General features: G+C 70.9%; 13 protein-coding genes and 1 pseudogene. 3 read left to right on the forward strand and 11 right to left on the reverse strand.

Annotation, left to right across the window (positions count from 1 at the left end; translation table 11 throughout):
* The first annotated feature begins 70 nt into the window (after positions 1 to 70).
* From epsH to D7X96_RS36630, 3 genes are all read left to right on the forward strand, one after another.
* Positions 71 to 1,381, forward strand: coding sequence for an exopolysaccharide biosynthesis glycosyltransferase EpsH (epsH, locus tag D7X96_RS36615; protein ID WP_120552455.1), 1,311 nt, complete (start codon positions 71 to 73; stop codon positions 1,379 to 1,381).
* A gap of 144 nt (positions 1,382 to 1,525) precedes the next feature.
* The gene (locus D7X96_RS36625; protein ID WP_120552456.1) at positions 1,526 to 1,966 is read left to right on the forward strand and encodes a hypothetical protein; all 441 of its coding nucleotides are present in this window, start codon (positions 1,526 to 1,528) and stop codon (positions 1,964 to 1,966) included.
* Positions 1,941 to 2,375: a MerR family DNA-binding protein gene (locus D7X96_RS36630; protein ID WP_158616323.1), complete on the forward strand. Its 435-nt coding sequence runs from the start codon at positions 1,941 to 1,943 to the stop codon at positions 2,373 to 2,375. Before D7X96_RS36625 ends, D7X96_RS36630 begins: the two co-directional genes overlap by 26 nt.
* Positions 2,376 to 2,378: 3 nt before the next feature.
* Here the strand turns inward: D7X96_RS36630 and epsU are convergent, their stop codons facing one another.
* From epsU to D7X96_RS36675, 11 genes and pseudogenes are all read right to left on the reverse strand, one after another.
* A complete protein-coding gene (gene epsU / locus D7X96_RS36635) occupies positions 2,379 to 3,590 on the reverse strand; it encodes an exopolysaccharide biosynthesis GT2 family glycosyltransferase EpsU (RefSeq protein WP_120552458.1) in 1,212 nt (403 codons plus the stop codon).
* Positions 3,591 to 3,646: 56 nt separating this feature from the next.
* A complete protein-coding gene (epsV, locus tag D7X96_RS36640) occupies positions 3,647 to 5,149 on the reverse strand; it encodes a PCP family exopolysaccharide biosynthesis protein EpsV (protein ID WP_121725263.1) in 1,503 nt (500 codons plus the stop codon).
* On the reverse strand, positions 5,146 to 5,553 hold the full coding sequence (epsW, locus tag D7X96_RS36645; RefSeq protein WP_120552460.1) for an exopolysaccharide biosynthesis response regulator EpsW: 408 nt from the start codon (positions 5,551 to 5,553) through the stop codon (positions 5,146 to 5,148). The genes epsV and epsW overlap by 4 nt, the downstream gene beginning before the upstream one ends.
* Before the next feature lie 23 nt (positions 5,554 to 5,576).
* Positions 5,577 to 5,753 (reverse strand): hypothetical protein, encoded by a 177-nt coding sequence (locus tag D7X96_RS40365; protein ID WP_167508149.1) that lies wholly within the window; start codon positions 5,751 to 5,753, stop codon positions 5,577 to 5,579.
* Positions 5,754 to 5,763: 10 nt separating this feature from the next.
* Positions 5,764 to 7,083, reverse strand: a complete 1,320-nt coding sequence (gene epsX, locus D7X96_RS36650; protein ID WP_121771819.1) for an exopolysaccharide export protein EpsX — start codon at positions 7,081 to 7,083, stop codon at positions 5,764 to 5,766.
* 4 nt (positions 7,084 to 7,087) lie between these two features.
* Positions 7,088 to 7,723 (reverse strand): exopolysaccharide export protein EpsY, encoded by a 636-nt coding sequence (gene epsY / locus D7X96_RS36655; protein WP_120552462.1) that lies wholly within the window; start codon positions 7,721 to 7,723, stop codon positions 7,088 to 7,090.
* 15 nt (positions 7,724 to 7,738) lie between these two features.
* A complete protein-coding gene (gene wzx, locus D7X96_RS36660; RefSeq protein WP_233610254.1) occupies positions 7,739 to 9,292 on the reverse strand; it encodes an exopolysaccharide biosynthesis flippase in 1,554 nt (517 codons plus the stop codon).
* Positions 9,293 to 9,407: 115 nt separating this feature from the next.
* Entirely contained in the window at positions 9,408 to 10,880 is a 1,473-nt protein-coding gene (epsZ, locus tag D7X96_RS36665; protein WP_199747290.1) for an exopolysaccharide biosynthesis polyisoprenyl-phosphate hexose-1-phosphate transferase EpsZ, read from the reverse strand.
* Positions 10,881 to 11,174: 294 nt separating this feature from the next.
* On the reverse strand, positions 11,175 to 12,122 hold the full coding sequence (gene fdhD, locus D7X96_RS36670; protein ID WP_306449879.1) for a formate dehydrogenase accessory sulfurtransferase FdhD: 948 nt from the start codon (positions 12,120 to 12,122) through the stop codon (positions 11,175 to 11,177).
* 132 nt (positions 12,123 to 12,254) lie between these two features.
* Positions 12,255 to 12,605 (reverse strand): annotated as a pseudogene (gene mobB, locus D7X96_RS41690) (molybdopterin-guanine dinucleotide biosynthesis protein B); the annotation flags it as partial.
* Positions 12,602 to 13,846: molybdopterin molybdotransferase MoeA (locus D7X96_RS36675; protein ID WP_147468492.1), on the reverse strand; the 1,245-nt coding region annotated here is incomplete at its 5' end. The pseudogene mobB and the gene D7X96_RS36675, both read right to left, overlap by 4 nt.

A 13,846-nucleotide genomic window follows, 5' to 3' on the forward strand; every position in this document is an offset into this window, starting at 1 on the left:
GTTTGAAGGCCATTCGAGCGGGGGGGGAGGCTATATCCCGGGCCCGGCTTGGGATAGATGCGGATGCCGTATGGCTGGCACCCGACCCCGCGTCCTCCTGATTGCTGAGCTGTGCAACCCTGACTGGGTGAGCGTCCCCCTGGAAGGCTGGTCCCTGGCCAGGGCGCTCGCCGAGGTGGCGGACGTGCATCTGGTCACCCAGGTGCGCAACCGCGAGAACATCCTCAAGCAGGGGCTGGTGGAGGGGCGGGACTTCACGGCGTTGGACTCCACGCCGGTGGAGCGCCCGCTGGAGAAGGTGGGCGAGGTGCTGCGCGGCAAGGCGGGCGTGGGCTGGACGACGGCCACGGCGCTGAGCGTGCTGCCGTACTACTACTTCGAGGAGCTGCTCTGGAGGCGCTTCGGGGACCGCATCCGCGCGAAGGAATTCGACGTGGTGCACCGCTACACGCCCATCAGCCCCACGACGCCCAGCACGCTGGCGGCGCGGTGCGCGGACGCCGGGGTGCCCTTCATCATGGGCCCCATGAACGGCGGCCTGCCGTGGCCCAAGGGCTTCGGGGACGCGCGCCTGCGTGAGCGCGAGTGGCTGAGCTACATCCGGGACGTCTACAAGCTGATGCCCTTCTACCAGTCGACGCGGAAGAACGCGGCGGCGCTGATGATGGGCTCGCGGGCGACGCGCGCGCAGCTGGCGCAGGAGTACCAGGACAAGGTGGTCTACATCCCGGAGAACGCCATCGACGTGCGGCGCTTCGGGAGCGCGAAGGCGGAGCCGCCGAAGCCGGGGGAGCCGCTGCGGGTGGCGTTCGTGGGGCGCTTCGTGCCGTACAAGGGCATGGCGATGCTCATCGACGCGGCGGCGCCGCTGGTGCGCGAGGGCAAGGTGCAGGTGGAGCTCATCGGCGACGGCGCGGAGATGCAGAACCTGCGCGCGCAGGTGGCGAGGAGCGGCCTGGAGCAGGGCGTGACGTTCGCGGGCTGGGTGAAGCACCAGGAGCTGCAGGGCCGCCTGTCGAAGAACCACATCTTCGGCTTCCCGAGCGTGCGCGAGTTCGGCGGCGCGGTGGTGGCGGAGGCGATGGCGCTGGGCCTGGTGCCCATCGTGATGGACTACGGCGGTCCGGGGGAAATCGTCAGTCCGACCACGGGCTTCGCGATTCCGATGGGCACGCCGCAGGAGATCGTCGAGCGCGTGCGCGGCGTCCTGGAGAAGCTGGTCGCGGATCCGTCCGTGATTGGCCCCATGGGTGAGCGCGCGAGGGCGCGCATCTTCAAGCACTTCACGTGGAAGGCGAAGGCGGAGCAGGTGCTGGAGGTGTACCGCTGGGTCTCCGGCGAGCGCGGCCAGCCGGACTTCGGCATGCCGCTGGCGGACTGAAGGCCGCGGTGAGCGCCGCCCTGCTTCAGCGTGCCGTCCGTGGCTTCGCGGTCTACGACCTGTGCGTCACGCTGCCGTTCGCCACGCAGTGGACGGCGGAGGCCCTTGCCTCTGCACCAAGGTGAAGGGGTTAGCGTCCTTCGCATGAACCCTGATTCGCCCCTGCTTCGCCGTGTCGTCTTCGCCAGCGCGCTGTACGACTTCGTCGTCACCGTCCCCTTCGCCACGCCCTGGACCGCGGACGCCGTGCTGTCGAGCATCCGGTCCCTGCATCACGCGCTGGGCCTGGGCGGTGAGGCGCTCCCCGCGTTCACGTCCACGCACCTGTTCTTCGTGGCCCTGTTCGGCACCATCGTGACGCTGTGGTCCGTGGTGCGGCTCGTCCACCCCACCGCGTTCAACGGCGCCATCGACACCGTGGGCCGCGCGCTGTTCTCCACGTGGATGGCGTGGTCGCTCGCGCAGGGGGCGACGCGGGTGCTCGTCGTGTTCCTCGTGCTGGAGCTGGCGTGGATGTTCGCGCAGGGCGGTGTCATCCTCGGCGCCAGGAGGTGGCGTGGTGGCATCCCCGCGACGGCCCGTTGAAGCAGCCCCCTTGCGCATCGGCGCGCTCGCCCGGGAGTCCGGCGTGAAGCTGTCCACGCTGCGCTTCTATGAGCGCCGCAAGCTGCTGCTGCCCATGGACCGCAGCGAGAGCGGCCAGCGCCTCTATGGCCCGGACGCCGCCATCCGCGTGCGCTTCATCCGCCGCTCCCAGGAGCTGGGCTTCACGCTGAAGGAGGTGGCCGCTGTCCTCGCCCTCACGGACCGGCGCGGCACCCCCACCCGGGACGTGGCCCGCTTCGCCGAAGCGAAGGTCCAGGCCATCGACGCGCGCATCGACGACCTGCGCCGCATGCGCCGCGCCATCACCACCCTGATGGCCGAGGGCTTCTGCCCCCCGGACACCGTGTGCCCCATCCAGGCGTCGCTGGGGGCACCCAAGCGGAAGTGAGCGCTACCGGCGCTCCGCCTCGCGCGTGGTGCGCACCCACTCGCCGCGCTTCTCCGCGCCGGGGCCACGCACCATCAGCCACACCTTCCACACCACGTAGATGGGCGCCCACGCCAGGTCCAACAGCCCGCGCGGACCCACGCCGGACACCCACCAGCCGCGCAGCACGTACAGCGCCAGCGACATCAGCCCGAACGACGCCAGCGCGGACGCCGCCACCGCCGTGCCTCCGGACAGCCACACCACCCCGGCCGCCAGCACCGAACCGGCCACCGTCGCCAGCACCAGCTGGCTCAGGGGCGGCACCAGCACGTCCATGGACAGGTCCAGGAGCAGCCCGCTCTTCTGCTTCAGCGCATCACTGAGCAGCGGCCACCCGTGCAGCTTGCGCATCTGCGCGCGGCCGCCCTCCCAGCGCTGGCGCTGGGAACGGCTCTGCTTCTCCGCCGTGACCATCTCGCCCAGCACCTCCGCCTCCCAGGCGTAGTGCACGCGGTGCCCCGCGCGCGCCAGGCGGATGCCGTACTCCAGGTCCTCCACCACGCTGAACGCGTCGTGCGGCACCTGCTTGAGCACCGCGTGCGTGAAGCACATGCCGTTGCCGCGCAGGCCGCAGGACACGCCCAGCCGCTCGCGCCCCATGGAGCGCACGCGGTGGAACATCCCCAGCGCGATGGTCATCAGCCGCGTGCGCCACGACGCCGTGGGGTTCATCACGCCGTAGTGCGCCTGCACGCCGTGCGCCCCGTCCTCCAGCCGCCGGGAGAACGCATGCAGCAGGTTCGAGGACACCACCGTGTCCGCGTCCACCACCACCACCGCGTCCGCGAAGCCGTCCCGCTGGCTGTGCTCGAAGGCGTGCGCCAGCGCGTAGCCCTTGCCGCGCTTCACCGCGTCCTGGCGCTCCAGCACCGTGGCGCCCGCCTCGCGCGCCTTCTCGGCCGTCGCGTCGGAGCAGTTGTCCGCCACGACGATGATGCGCCGCAGGTGCGCCGGGTAGTCCACCGCGGACAGGTTCGCCACCGTCCGGGCAATGCCCAGCTCCTCGTTGTGCGAGGGGATGATGACGTCGAACTTCCGCACCGCCGGCGACGGCGGCACCGGCGCCGCCTTGCGCCCCGACATCAACGTCAGGAGCAGCAGGTAGCCGCAGCCCACCACCACCGGCAGCAGTCCCACGCACAGCGCCACGTCCACCCAGGTCCAGACCGTCACGACAGTGTCACCCCCGCGCTCGCGCCATCACCCAGGACGGCCGAGCGCACGAACCTTCAGCGCCGTTCCAGCTCCGCCAGCACCGGCAACTTGAGCAGCCGCTCCACCTGCCACTTCTCCAGGACCCGGCGGCGCAGGATGTCCAGCGCCACCGCCGCGAACACCGCCAGCGCCACCCCGCCCACCACGCCCGCGATGGCGATGAGCTTCGGGTTCGGCTTGGACGGCTTCTCCGGGAAGAGCGCCGGGAGCAGCACGCTGTAGCGGTGCTTCATCGAAACCTTGGAGATCTCCAGCTCTGTCTGCGCCTGGTCCAACCGGCGCAGCTTCTCCTGGTGCCGCATCACCACCATGCGCATCCGGTCCGTGGCCACCGCCACCTCCGGATCATCCGGCGTGCCCAGTATCGCGCCCGCCAGGGGCTGCCCGAAGCCCGCCGCCAGGCTGGTGCCCTCCGTCGCGGAGTCCACGTCCGTGCCGCCCATGCGCAGGTACTCCTGGATGAGCGACTGCTCCTCGGCGCGCAGGGACAGCAGCTGCGGCGAGTCCGCCTGCATCGTCGCCACGCGCTGCTCCAGGTCGACAATCACCGGGTGCTGCGGAGAGAACACGACGCGCTGCTCGGCCAGCTGCGCGCGCAGCTCCGTGAGGCGGCGGCCGCGGAACTCCTCCACGTCGCGGATGGCGCGGCGCTTGGCCTGCACCAGGAACTTCAGCTGCGCGAGCGCGTGGTCCGTCTGGAGGAGCGCCTGCCGCGCGCTGGCCTGCTTGGGGTCCGCTTCCTTCTTCTTGCGGCGCGCATCCGCGGCCCGCACCGCGCGCTCCAGGTCCGCGATGGCCTGCTTGATGTTCGCGGCCTCGTTGGCCACCTGGCCCTGGAGGATGTTCACGGACTCGGAGATGGCGCCCATCTCCGACTCATGGCGCATGTCCAGGAAGTTCTGGGACGCGGCCTCCACGATGTTGAAGGCCATCTGCGGGTCGCTCCAGTCCACCCCGATGGTGACCGTGCCGCTGCCGGCCTCCGCCACCACGATGAGGTTGGTCTCCAGCATCGCGATGAGCGCCTCCTCCTTCTCCTCGTCGGACAGGGGAGGCGGGGCCTTCTTCAGGTACTGCTCCTTCAGGCGGCTGAAGGGGGACCGCATGTGGTCCCAGTACTCGATGAGCTTCGCGTTCTTCACCACGGACTTGAGGTTGCCGCGGCTGAGCACCATCTCCCACGCGGCGCGCGTGGGCTGATCCGCCTCCACGGGGATGGAGCGCCCCGGGTTCACCAGCGAGGAGATGATGAGGTTGCGGTACGTCAGCATCCGCGTTTCGACGTGGTACTTGCGCGGCATCAGCTTCGCCGCCGCGGAGCCCAGTCCGCCCATCACCGCGACGATGCACAGCCCCAGGAACCAGTGCCGGAAGATGGCCCTGCGCACGAAGCCCAGCCCGTCGAACAGGAAGCCCCAGTCGATGAGGTCCGCCGGCGCGTTCGTCTCCTCGCGCTCGGGGACGTACGGCGGCGGGGGCGGGGCCGAGCGCGGCGTGCGAGGGGCGGGCGAGGTCACGCGCTGCCCCGGGACGCCGCGGTCTTGAGCACCTGGCGCACGCGCTTCTCCAGCTCCTCCGGCGTGAAGGGCTTGCCCAGGTAGCCGTTGGCGCCGGCCTCTTCCGCGTAGGCCTTGTCCTCCGGCAGGTTGCGCGCGCTCACCATCAGCACCGGCACGTGCGCGATGGCGGGCGTGCGACGGATGTACTCGCAGACGTCGTAGCCGGACACGTCCGGCAGCGTCAGGTCCAGGCACACCAGGTCCGGCTTGTGCGCGCCGCTCGTCAGGTACTCCATGGCGGCCTTGCCGTTGGGCTGCTCCACCACGTTCTTCACGCCCATCTGCTGGAGCATGTCACGCAGCATGACGCGGAACATCGGAGAGTCCTCCACCAGGAGGACGGTGAGCTGTTGGAGCTCCATCACGTCTGACGCCTTTCCTTCCCTCACCCGAACCCGTACCTGGGCACGAGGACGAGCACGCCATATGCGTACGCCATGTTGAAGAGGGCCACCCACAGGATGGCCTTCTTCATCCCCCGCCACGGATGCGCATCGCGCGCGGCCGCACCGGGCAGCGCGATGGTGGCAATGAGGACGGACAGGAGGATGAGCTTCGCCATGGCGGGAGACTCAGAGGATACCCGTTTTCTGGACCGTGAGTCCCAGCGTCGCGGACCACACCGTGCGGGCCGCCTCCACGTCGGGCGAGCGAGTCCACGCCGCGCGGGTGTCCACCTCCAGGGTGATCCACCGGTTCACTGTCCAACCCGCGCCCACACCGCCCACCACCTGCCGGTCTCCCTCCGCCCCGCCTACCGCGAAAGCACTGCCTCCCGTCCCGGAGAACCGGAGGCGCGGGCTCAGCGCCCAGGTGCCGTTCAAGGTCAGGTCGGCCCTCGGGTAGACGAGCCCCGTCAGCCGGTCCACGAAGGGCGTCACCCGCGCGGCGAGCCGGCCGTTGAAGTCCGCCATCCGCGACGGCACCCGGTGGGACACCGCCAGCGTCAGGTCCGGCAACAGCTCCAGCCGCTGCGCCGGGTCCGCCACGGGCGCGTCCGCGACCTGAAGGGTCGTCAGCCGCCGGTGACCTGACGGGGTGGCCCCGGGGACGCCGGGGTCCTCCGCGGGTCCTTCTTCCGTCGCGCGCACGGAGTACGCCACGCCCACGCCCACCCCCGCCTCCACGGCCGTGCGCCGGTCCAGCCGGTGCGTCCAGGCGCCGGTGAACGTCGTCACGCTGGCGCGAGCGCCGGTGGAGAAGCGCGAGTCCGTGAAGGCCAGCGTGGTGGCGAGGGTGTGCCGGGGCGCGGGGGAGTTGCCCAGGGACAGCTGCAGTCGGGGCCCGTACTGGAAGGGCACGGCCTCCTTCGCGGTGTCGTCCAGGCCGCCGCTGGCGGAGAAGCCCGCGCTGCCGGACAGCCGCCAGCCCGGGCCCAGCCACACCGTCTCCGCCGCTAGCGTCGTCAGCGAGGACAGGAAGAACACCGTGTCCACGCCCTCCGGCAGCGGCTGGATGGGGGTGGCCGGCGTGTCCCCTGGTGCGGGGCCCACCGCGGGGTCGTCATCCAGGCCCCCGCCCAGGGGCAGGTTGGTGAAGAGGTTCACCTGGCCCAGCACGAACTCCTGGGTGCCGTGCAGGGTGAGCCCGCGCGAGGGGCGCCAGTCGCTCAACAGCCGCCCCACGTGCTGCACCTCGGTGCGCGGGTTGCTGGTGGCCTCGCGGAAGGAGATGCGCGGCGCGTACTGCACCTCGGTCACCGCGCTGCCGTCGTCGTACTTGAGGCTCAGCGTGGGGACGATGTCCACGTCCGCCGCCACCGGGGCGACAGCCTCACCCGTGGCCTGCGCGTCCATGGAGCGCGTGCGGGTGTCCACGCGGGCCGCGGCGCCGTACGTCACGGAGGCCGAGGCCACCTCCAGCCACAGGCTCGCGAGGGCCGCGTCCAGCATCCGGTTATTCCACCACCACCACGTCGCCGGGGCGCAGGCGGAAGGCGGCCGCGCGGCCCTCGCCGCGGATGATGTCCTCGTAGCGCACGCGGATGCGCGTGGGCTGCTCCGCCTGTGGGTCGTCCCGGCGCAGCACGAAGATGCGGTCGCGGTGGGCGTAGTCCGTGAAGCTGCCCGCGGCGCCCAGCGCCTGGAGCAGCGTGGCGCCCGGGTCCAGCACGTGCGCGCCCACGTTGGCCACCTCCCCCAGCATCGTCACGGACATGGGGCGCGCCTCCTCCAGCGACACCGTGACGACGGGGTGTTTGATGAAGTCCTTGAGCCGCGTCTGGATCTGCTGCGCCAGCAGCGCCGGCGAGTGGCCCGCGGCCTCCACGTCGTCCAGGAAGGTGAGGCTGATGTGGCCGTCCTCGCGCACCTTCGCGCGCGTGGTGAGCGCCTCCTGGCCAAACACCTTCACGTTGAGCACGTCGCCGGGGACGATGCGGTAGGCGGCGTCCGACTCGGTGGGCTTCTCCTGGTAGTCGTTCACCCAGGTGTACTTGCCCAGGCCGCTGCACGCGGGGGCCAGCAGGAGCAGTCCGGCGCACGCGAGCGCGCGGGAGACGGGACCGCGGAATCGGGATGGGCGGGACGGCATGACGCTAGGGGCTCCTCACGCGGCGGGGGCGGCCGGCACGGCCACCTGCGAATCATTACCACCGCGCTGCTTCGCCATGCGCACCACCTGGAGCAATTCCGCCGGACGCACGGCGCCGGTGCCCAGCACGCCCACCACGTACGTGGCGGCGGTCAGCCCCAGGCGGGGCCACGCCTGCACGCCCGCGCCGGCCAGCACCCGGTCCAGCACCACGCACACGACGCACACCACGGCCGTCTTCGCCACCATGAGGAGGGAACGCCGGTCGAAGGAGTTCGTTCCCATGCGGCTGAGGAACAGGACCGTGACGATGACCTCCGTGAGGAACATGGACAGCGCCGTGGCGGTGGCGCCGCCGGACGGGCCCATGCGCCCGTACAGCCACGGGATGAGCATCAGGTTGAGGATGGGGTTCACCACCGCGCCCATGGTGGCCGCCAGCGTCACCCACCACTCCTTGTTGGACATGGTGAGCCAGATGCTGCTGACCATGGTGACGTAGGCCATCACGAAGATGGGGGACAGCACGCGCAGGGGCAGCGCCGCGGGCTCGAAGCCGGGGCCGCACATCAGGCGCACCCACAGGTCCGCGCCCAGCACCATGGCCATCATCACCGGCACGGTGAAAGCGAGCACGCCCTCCAGCGAGCGGCGCGTCAGCTGCGACAGCTCCTGCGGAGACCGGGCCGCCGCGCGCGACATCATGGGCATCAGCACCCAGCCGAAGATGGGCGAGATGAGGAACGTGAGCCCCGCGATGCTGAACGCACCGCCGTACCAGCCCACCTCCTCCTTGGACGCGAGCTTGCCCAAGAGCGACATGTCCGTGCGCCCGTTGCACGCCAGCGCCGCCGCGGTGAGGAAGAACGGCAGGCACGCCTTCATCACCTTCTTCGTCGCGCCAAGGTCGATGCGGAACTTCAGCCCCAGGTGCTCCTTCGCCAGCTTCCAGCTGATGAGCAGCTTCACCGCCTCCGACAGCACCATGGGCACGGCCAGCCACTGCAGGCTCACGCCGAACGCGGCCATCAGCGCCAGGCCGCCGCCCCACACAATCTTGGTGATGACGTTGGAGACGGACAGGCCCGCGACCTTGCCTTTGGAGTGCAGCAGCGCGGCCATGGACGCGTTGATGACCATGAGCGACTGGGCCACCGCGAACCACTGCACCAGGTGCTGCACCTCCGGGGGCTCACCGGTGTGGTGGAGCACCAGCGCCAGCGCCACCATGAGGATCAGCGTCATGGCCAGGCGCAGCAGCATGGTGGTGCCGAAGAAGTCGCTCGCGTGCTCCGGGCGGACGGGCACTTCCTTGCGGATGTACGTCTCCAGGCCCAGGTTGGTGGCCACGAAGAACGTGGCGGCGAACGCCTCCGACCAGTTGAAGTAGCCGAACGCCTCCGGCCCCAGGTAGCGCGGCATCAGCGCGCGGATGCCCAGCGCGATGGCGTACGTCACCATCAGCGAGCCACCGAGCTGCAGGGTGCTGCGCACCGCGCCGCGCACTTCGTTCGCACGGGCGCCGTCGTCGACTTCAGCGGAGGGGGAAGGAGGGCTGTTCACGGTCATGGATGAAGCGGGCCTTCAGCGGCTGCTGCGCACACCAGGGGAGGAAGGCCCGCCCCATGGAAAGACGAACGGGCCCGGCGCGTCAACGCCGGGCCCGGAAATCACAACGCGGTTGCTAGCTTGCCCCGCGACCGGTGATGACCACCGGGACCGTCTGCAAGAGCAGCCGCAGGTCGCCGGTGAGGCTCCAGTGGTCGATGTACTGCATGTCCAGGTACATCCACTGCTCGAAGGAGATCTGGTTGCGGCCGGACACCTGCCAGATGCAGGTGAGGCCCGGGCGCACGGACAGGCGGCGGCGCTGCCACGTCTCGTACTTCGCCACCTCGCTGGGCACCGGCGGGCGCGGGCCCACGATGCTCATCTCACCGCGCAGCACGTTGAGGAACTGGGGCAGCTCGTCGATGGAGAACTTGCGGATGAACCGGCCGATGCCGGTGATGCGCGGGTCGTTCTTCATCTTGAAGACGGGGCCGGTCTGCTCGTTCTGCGCGGCCAGCCGCTCCTTGAGCTCCTCCGCGTTCACCACCATGGAGCGGAACTTCAGCATGTAGAACGGCTTGCCGTGCTGACCGGTGCGCAGCTGCTTGAAGAAGATGGGGCCGCGCGAGGTGAGCTTGATGCACGCGGCCACCACCGCGAACAGCGGCAGCAGCGCCCACAGCGCCACCGCGGAGACCGCGATGTCGAACAGGCGCTTCATGGCCATCTGGTGCGGCTTGGGCGCCACGGCCGCGAAGTGCAGGTAGCCGTCCGCCACCGCGCGGGACTCCACCGGGCGGGCGCGGTCCAGGCGGAACGAGTGCGCCGGCAGCGCGAACGGCACGCCGAAGCGCTCCGCCAGCTTGATGGCCGCCTGCATGGACTCGCCCTGCTTGAGCGTGTTGCCCGCGATGTAGACCTCGCTCACGGGCAGCGTGCGCAGCAGGCGCTCCAGCTCGTCCGCGGGCCCCAGCACGCTCGCCGGCAGGCTGTCACCGGACGCGTGGTCCTCCGGGAAGCGCACGTAGCCCAGGATCTTGTGACGGCCGCGCGTGAGCAGGTCCTCGCCCGTGTAGCGGCCCATGGCGCCGGTGCCCACGATGAGCACCTCCTCCGTGGGGGCCTCCTGCGAGGCCACCTGGCGGAAGACGCCCAGGCGCAGAATCAGCGCCACCGGCCAGAAGATGAAGAGCAGCGGCGCCAGCCCCACGTGCGCCGCCGCCGGCAACGCCAGCTCCAGCACCGCCTGGATGGTCACCACCGCCAGCGTGGTGACGGACACCAGCGCCACGTGGTCCAGCTTGCTGCGCTCGGCGAAGCGCGAGTCATACAGACACAGCGCCGTGCCGGTGATGAGCCACACCAGCACCGCCGTCACCACCATGCTGGGCAGCTCCCAGCTCATGGGGAACGTCAGCGCACCGCGCATCCACGCCGACCCCATCAGCACCGCCACCAGCAGCGCCACGTCCACGGTGAGGTTCAGCTTCGCCGCGAAGCCAGGCGCCAGGCGCGGCGGATCGGTGACCTCGGCCGAAGCCGCCACTCCCGTCACTCCGGGAGTCTTGACCTCGGCGCTTGCAGTCGCACTGCTCATCGTGTCCACCCCCCTCTGCTCACTGTTCAGGATTCGCAGAGGATACCGTCTAGGCTAGAAAAGTTTAACCAGGAGGAAATGCAAGACTGCCAAATAGTGCGTCGCGGCGCAACCACTGCTCAGCAAGAAAGACATGACAACAGGTGAAAACTTGGCCACCCATCCCAGGCGTCGGGTGTGAGTCCATGTCTCCAGACATTGAGCTTTTGTGGGTCCTTTGGATCCCACCTGGGGCTCCAAGCGACCGGGTGCGCCTGCCGACTGCATCTACGATGCCGGTCTGACGTTTGGAGGCCTGCTCTTCTACCGGGACGCGTCATGATGTGGGTCCTGAGGAAATCCCGGCGGTTGAGGGTGAGGCTCCAGACGTTCTGTCGCCGTGTAGACGTTGCAGCGCCCGTTCCTTGAGAACGCGGCCAGCGTCACGCCAGCACGCAGCGCCAGGTCGATGGCCAGGGAGCTGGCGGCGGACACGCTGACCACGACGGGGATGCGGGCGCGGGCGGCCTTCTGGACGATCTCGAAGCTGGCGCGGCCGCTGACGGCGAGGACCGTGGGCGCGGTGGGGAAGGGTGGGACGGGCAGCCGGCGCGGGGCGCGGATGGCGCCGGCGAGGACGAGGGCGCCCACCGCCTTGTCCACGGCGTTGTGGCGGCCCACGTCCTCATATGAGGCGAGCAGCTCGCCGTTCGCGTCCAGCACGGCGGCGGCGTGGACTCCGCCGGTGAGTTCGAAGGTGTGCTGGAGGGCGCGGAGGCGTTCGGTGGCGCGGGCCACGGTGCGGGCGGAGAGGACGGGGCCGGGGGCCACGCGCTCGCAGGTGGCCATCAGGTCGTCCACGTCGCGGCGGCCGCACACGCCGCACGCGGAGGTGGTGAGGGTGCCGCGGCGGGTGGCCTCCACGCGCTCCAGGTCGAGCACGGCACCAGCAGCGGGGACGACCTCGAACACGTTGCCGTACCCTTCTTCGCCGGGGTGGCCGCAGTGGAAGAGGCTGCCCAGGTCGTCCCCATCAGTAACGATGCCTTCGGCGAAGAGGAAGCCCACCGCGAGCTCGCGGTCATGACCGGGGGTCCGCATGGTGGTGGCGACGGCGTCGCCGTTCACGCGGATCTCCAAAGGCTCCTCCACTGCCACGCGGTCGTCCTCGGCCTCACGGAGGGTGTCCCCGTCGAAGCGGCGCACGGCGCGGTGGGTGACCCCGCGCGGTTCCGGGCGGGAGACCTTGGGGGCCTCGGATTGATCACGCAGCCACGCGGTGAGGAAGTCCGCGACCGCACAGATGCTGGCCGGCACGCGCGCGCGTGATTCAACAGTGGACGGAAGCGCGGGCGCGTCCGTCACCAGCGCGAGCACGTCGGGGCGGGAGGCCGCGAGCGGAGCTTCCAATCCCTCGCGCCACACCTCCAGCTTCGGGAGCGGGCCGTCCTTCCAGCCCTCCACGAGCACCAGGTCCACGCGGTCCACACTGCGTGCGAGGAGCGAAGGAGACAGGGGCTGCCGGGTGGTGAGCTGCGTGCCGTCCGGCGTGGCGAAGCCGGTGAGCATGGCGCCCGCGGCTTCCAGGCGCGCGGTGTCGCTGCCCGGACGGTGGAGCGGATGCGCGTCCGATGAATGCTTCACATAGGCGACACGCAGGCCGCGCGAGGCGAGCTCCGGCAGCAGGCGCTCCAGGAGCGTCGTCTTGCCGGCGCCGGAGTGGCCGATGACGGCCAGCGCGGGAGGCGGCTTCACGCGGCCTCCACGGGGAGGAAGTCCGGCTGTTCGAAGAGCTGCACGTCCACGGACTCGCCCTCGGCGAAGTCGGCGCGGCCGGCGGGGAGCACGGCCCAGCCCCGGGCGGCGACGTTCTGGAGGATCTGCCCGGCACCTTGGGGACGCAGGCGGGCCCACGGTTCGGCGCTGCCTTCGCGCGCTTCGAGCGCCGCGACGGTGACCAGGTAGGTGAGGCCGGCCTGCTTGTGGCGGGGCTCGGAGAGGCGGGCGCGGGTGACGCGGCGCTGTTCGAGGACGCCCTGGTGCTTGAAGAGGAGCGGCCGCGCGAACTGGTCGAACGCGACGGTGGCGGCGCCGGGGTTGCCGGGCAGCACGACGACGGCGGTGGAGCCCAGGCGGGCCACGGCCACGGGCTTGCCGGGCTTGAGCGCGACGCCGTCCACCAGGAAGCGCGCGCCCATGCGGGTGAGGACGCGCTTCACGCAGTCCTTGTCGCCCACGGAAGCGCCGCCGGTGGTGATGAGCACGTCGACCTGGGGCGCGAGCTTCTCCAGCTGAGCGTGCAGCTCCGCGTCGTCATCGCGCGAGCGCGCCAGGTGCGTGACGTCCGCGCCGGCCTCACGGGCGAGGGCCGCGACGAGGACGCGGTTGCTCTCGAAGACCTGGTGGGGCGCGGCGGGCTGGCCGGGGGCCACCAGCTCATCCCCGGTGGCGACGACGGCCACGCGCGGCGCGGGGCGCACGAGCGCGGTGTCTTCCCCCAGCGACGCGAGCACGCCGAGCACGGTGGCGTCCACGCGCTGGCCGGCGGGGAACAGCGCCGTGCCGGGCATCACCTCTTCGCCGGCGCGGCGCAGGTCATGGCCGGGGTCGACGCAGACGAAGACGTCCACGTGGGTGCCGTCGTCGGTGGGGCGCGCGGCCTCCTGCCGGACGACGGCGTCGGCGCCGGGGGAGAGGGGAGCGCCGGTGAAGACGCGCGCGGCCTCGCCGGGCTGGAGGGCGCGGCGCGGGAGGTGGCCGGCGTAGACGGTGTCGACGATGCGCAGGCGCGCGGGGCGGTCGCGGTTGGCGCCCCGGGTCTCCTCGGCGCGCACGGCCCACCCGTCCATGGCGGAGTTGTCGCAGCCGGGCAGCGCGCGTGACGCGACGATGCCCCCGGCGAGGAACCGGCCATGGGCTTCCATCAAGGGAAGGCGGGCGGGGGCCGCGGGCACGATGGCGTCGAGCGCGGCCAGTCGCGCGGCGGGGAGGGGAGT

This window comes from Corallococcus interemptor, assembly GCF_003668875.1.
GTDB classification, from domain to species: Bacteria; Myxococcota; Myxococcia; order Myxococcales; family Myxococcaceae; genus Corallococcus; species Corallococcus interemptor.

Excerpts from the sequence above, each read along its gene's own strand:
- D7X96_RS36625 (WP_120552456.1), top strand. The coding sequence starts at position 1,526 with ATGAACCCTGATTCGCCCCTGCTTCGCCGTGTCGTCTTCGCCAGCGCG.
- wzx (WP_233610254.1), bottom strand. The coding sequence starts at position 9,292 with ATGACCGTGAACAGCCCTCCTTCCCCCTCCGCTGAAGTCGACGACGGC.
- D7X96_RS40365 (WP_167508149.1), bottom strand. The coding sequence starts at position 5,753 with ATGGCGAAGCTCATCCTCCTGTCCGTCCTCATTGCCACCATCGCGCTG.
- epsW (WP_120552460.1), bottom strand. The coding sequence starts at position 5,553 with ATGGAGCTCCAACAGCTCACCGTCCTCCTGGTGGAGGACTCTCCGATG.
- epsY (WP_120552462.1), bottom strand. The coding sequence starts at position 7,723 with ATGCCGTCCCGCCCATCCCGATTCCGCGGTCCCGTCTCCCGCGCGCTC.
- epsX (WP_121771819.1), bottom strand. The coding sequence starts at position 7,083 with ATGCTGGACGCGGCCCTCGCGAGCCTGTGGCTGGAGGTGGCCTCGGCC.
- epsH (WP_120552455.1), top strand. The coding sequence starts at position 71 with ATGGCTGGCACCCGACCCCGCGTCCTCCTGATTGCTGAGCTGTGCAAC.